This is a genomic window from Natrinema soli (assembly GCF_028618695.1).
In genome coordinates, this window is sequence record NZ_JAQIVI010000733.1 from 1 (window position 1) to 3,319 (window position 3,319).

The 3,319-nt window shown below is 66.5% G+C and carries 4 protein-coding genes; all 4 read right to left on the minus strand.

Annotated features, from left to right (window positions below):
- Positions 1 to 452, minus strand: a 452-nt coding sequence (locus PGX04_RS31145) for a saccharopine dehydrogenase NADP-binding domain-containing protein (RefSeq protein ID WP_273742015.1), incomplete at its 3' end; no start/stop codon positions are given.
- An 87-nt stretch (positions 453 to 539) separates the two neighbouring features.
- On the minus strand, positions 540 to 1,670 hold the full coding sequence (locus PGX04_RS31150) for an ORC1-type DNA replication protein (protein WP_273742016.1): 1,131 nt from the start codon (positions 1,668 to 1,670) through the stop codon (positions 540 to 542).
- Positions 1,671 to 1,730: 60 nt separating this feature from the next.
- Positions 1,731 to 1,898, minus strand: coding sequence for a hypothetical protein (locus PGX04_RS31155; protein WP_273742017.1), 168 nt, complete (start codon positions 1,896 to 1,898; stop codon positions 1,731 to 1,733).
- Positions 1,899 to 2,010: 112 nt separating this feature from the next.
- The coding region (locus PGX04_RS31160) for a MutS-related protein (RefSeq protein ID WP_417584846.1) at positions 2,011 to 3,319 on the minus strand (1,309 nt) is incomplete at its 5' end.

Consider the following 3,319-nt stretch of genomic DNA (forward strand, 5'->3'; position numbering starts at 1 on the left):
GCGAGGTCGGTCGCCGCGGGGAGCCGCTCGACGAGGTGGGCGGCGAGACAGTCCATCGGAACCGTCGAGAGCGCGGCGGCCGGCAGGAGCGTCACACCGGCGTCGATCGCCGCGTCATCCCGGTCTTCGATCGATTCGATGACGGGAATCTCGCCCGTGATATCGACGTAGTCCGTCTCGCTCCGCAGACAACCCTCGACGAGCGCGTCGGCGGTGTTCGAGAACGGACCGGCACAGTTCAGAACGCAGTCGACGTCCTCGAGCGCGTCCGCGACGATTTCGGGGTCCTCGAGGTCGAATCGCCGACCCGGTTGCCCGAGGTCGTCGACCTGCTCGCGGAGCTGATCGCGGTCACGGCCGGCGAGCGTCGGGTCCAGTCCGCGATCGATCGCCTCGCGGGCGATCAAATTTCCGACGTAACCGTACGAGCCGTAAATCAGAAGCGAGGCCATACCTCGAATACACGCTCTCGATGGGTAAGTGGCGGGCCGGCATCGCTATCGTGGCCGACGAGACTCGAAACCGAATTCCGCACGGGATCACTCGAGCCGGTCGAGTACCGCCTCTTTCTCGTAGGAGAGCGTGAGCGACCGCGAGCGACCGCGGCCGTCGACGTCCGCGTAGTCGGCGTCGATCAGCCCGAGCTGGTCGAGTTTGTTCACGATTTCGGAGTAGCGCGTGTAGCCGAGGTCGGTCCGCTCGTGAAAGACCTCGTAGACCTCGCCGGCCTGGTCGCCGTCGTGTTCGGCGATCACCTCGAGCAGCGCCCGTTCGGTGTCGGTCAGTCCCGACAGCGAGCGCGAGAGATTGATGTACTTGGACTTCTCGTACGCGTTCTCGACGTCCTGTCGCTCGACGGTTCGGCTGGCCCGCATCTCGGCGTTCAGTCCGGCCCGTCGCAGCAGATCGATCCCGACCCGGAGATCCCCGCTCTCGGCGGTGAGGTCGGCGACGTGCTCGAGGGTGTCCCGGGCGATGACGCCGTCGTTGAAGCCGCGCGTGACGCGCTCCTCGAGGATGTCGACGATCTCGGGCTGGTCGTAGACGGGGAAGTAGACGTCCTCCGGGCGGAAAACGCTCTGAACCCTGGAGTCGAGTTCGTCGATGACGTCCAGCGCGGGGTCGGAGGAGACGACGACGACGCCGATCTTCGCCCCGGGATACTCCTCGTGGGCCCGCAAGAGGGAGTAGAGCGTGTCCGAGGCCTCGTTCTCGTAAAAGAGGTAGTTGATGTCGTCCAGCGCGACGACGAGCACCTTGTCCTCCTCGACGAGTTTCTCGGCGATCTGGCCGAACAGCTTCTTGAAGGAGATGCCCGACGAGGGCGGTTCGTAGTCGAACGTGCCCTCGAAGAGCCGCGAGAACACCGAGTATCGGGTCGCGTTGACCTGACAGTTGACTCGGATCGTTCGGACCTCGCTCGTCTGGGCCCCCACCTCGTCGAACAGCTTCTGGATCGCCGTCGTCTTTCCCGTCCCGGGCGGTCCCCGAACGACGACGTTCAGCGGCCGCGACCCCCGAACCGCCGGGCGCAGCGCGTACGTCAGGCTCTGGGTCTGGCCCTCGCGGTGCTTGAACGTCTCGGGGACGTAGTCGATCTCGAAGACGTGCTCGTTGCTGAACACGGATTCGTCCCACGACAACATCCCCTCCTCGGGGTCGTCTGCCATCACTTTCACCACGCTGTCGTAGCTACTTAGATGTTTGCCGAATTCTCGGCTCGAGCGGCGTCAGGCGGCCTCGATTCGCTCGAGCCACCGATCGAGATCCGCCGGGGGAATTCGGTCGCGATGTGCGACGCGAGCGTGGGCCCGCGCGAGTCGCGCGGCCTCGTGATCGGCGTCACAGCGGAGTTCGAAGGAGCACCGGTCCCTGGGACACTGGAACTGATATGGCATACTGTAGCACAGACGGTCGGCAGTGGTAGGTATTACACTTGCATACCCCAGTGCAACGCGGCGACTGGTGTTGGTTTCGGCCGGCCCGGCCACCGGGAAGCACGGACGGTGACTACTCGAACTTCTCGAGGAGCCGATCGTAGAACACGGGTTCCGGGTCGGCCTCGCTGTCCGCGGGCGCGCCGCCGTTGGTCGCGACCGCGTCGTCCCGGGCCTCGACGGCCAGCTTCTCCACGATCAGTTCCGGCGTCGACCGCGCCAGATGGTCCTTGACCGGCGATCGGTTCACCTCGAGTGTCCCGTCTACGAGTCCGACCGCCTCGATGCCGTCGACGGTCACGTCGTAGTCGGCCATCTCGCGGATCTCGCCGGCCAGGTGGGAGACGAAGACGGCCGTCGCGCCGTTTGCCGAGAGGGCCTCCAGAATCCCGGCAATGATCTTCGCCGACGCGCCGGGTTCGGTGATGCTCTCGAGTTCGTCGACGACCACGAGTGAGCCCTCGCCGCCCTGCGCGAGGTCGGCGAACTCTCGCACCGTCGACTCGAAGGCACCCGCGTCGAGCGTCCCCTGGGTCTTGGCGTGGTAGTGCAGGTCGTCGAACCGCCGCAAGCGCACGCGCTCGGCGGGGACGGGCAGCCCCATCTGTGCCAGCACGACCACGCTCGCGACCAGATCCAGCGTGGAGGTCTTCCCGCCGCTGTTGACCCCCGAGAGGAGCGCCACGCCCGAGACCTCGTAATCGACGGGATCGATCGACTCGAGCGGCTCGTCGAGCAAGGGCGAGCGACCGCCCTCGATCTCGAAGCCGACCTCGGCAACGCTTTTGCTCGCGGTTTCACCGTCGTCTCGCGGCGGTTCGGAAGCCGCTCGACTGTCCGCGGAACGAAGTTCCGCGCTACTCGCTTCCGAGGCGCTACGCGCCTCGCTGTCGACGAACTCAGGCATCGTACACTCGTACTCCTCGGCGAAGCGGGCGATCGCGAGTTCGACGTCTAGTTCGAGGGCGTCCCGGACGAGCTGATGGGCACCGTCGCGCTGGTCGGCGAGATCGGCCGCGAGTTCGCGCTTCAGTTTGCCCGCGCGACGGTCCTTGGCCGCCGTCAGCTCCTCGCGTAATCGGCCGATGACGTCCTCGTCGCGCTCGACCGGAAACGTGGGCTCGTCGCTGAACGCGCGGCGCGCGATTTCGGCCTCGCCCTGATCGAGATCGAGCGCGTCGACGAGGTGGTCTCGGGCCGCCTCGATCGCCGCGGCGTACTCATCCGCGAGTTCACGGGAGAGCAGAGAGTCGACGCCGGCCCCGCGCTCGACCAGCGAGAGCAGGTCCGAGCCCTCGATCGTTACGTCCTGTTCGCGGATCGCCTCCCGAAGGTGGTCGTTGGCGACGCTCTCGGCCGCGCTCGCCGCCGCGTCGAGGTCG

What these genes read in the sequence shown, in the direction of transcription:
- PGX04_RS31155 (WP_273742017.1), bottom strand. Translation starts at nt 1,898, where the DNA reads ATGCCATATCAGTTCCAGTGTCCCAGGGACCGGTGCTCCTTCGAACTC.
- PGX04_RS31150 (WP_273742016.1), bottom strand. Translation starts at nt 1,670, where the DNA reads ATGGCAGACGACCCCGAGGAGGGGATGTTGTCGTGGGACGAATCCGTG.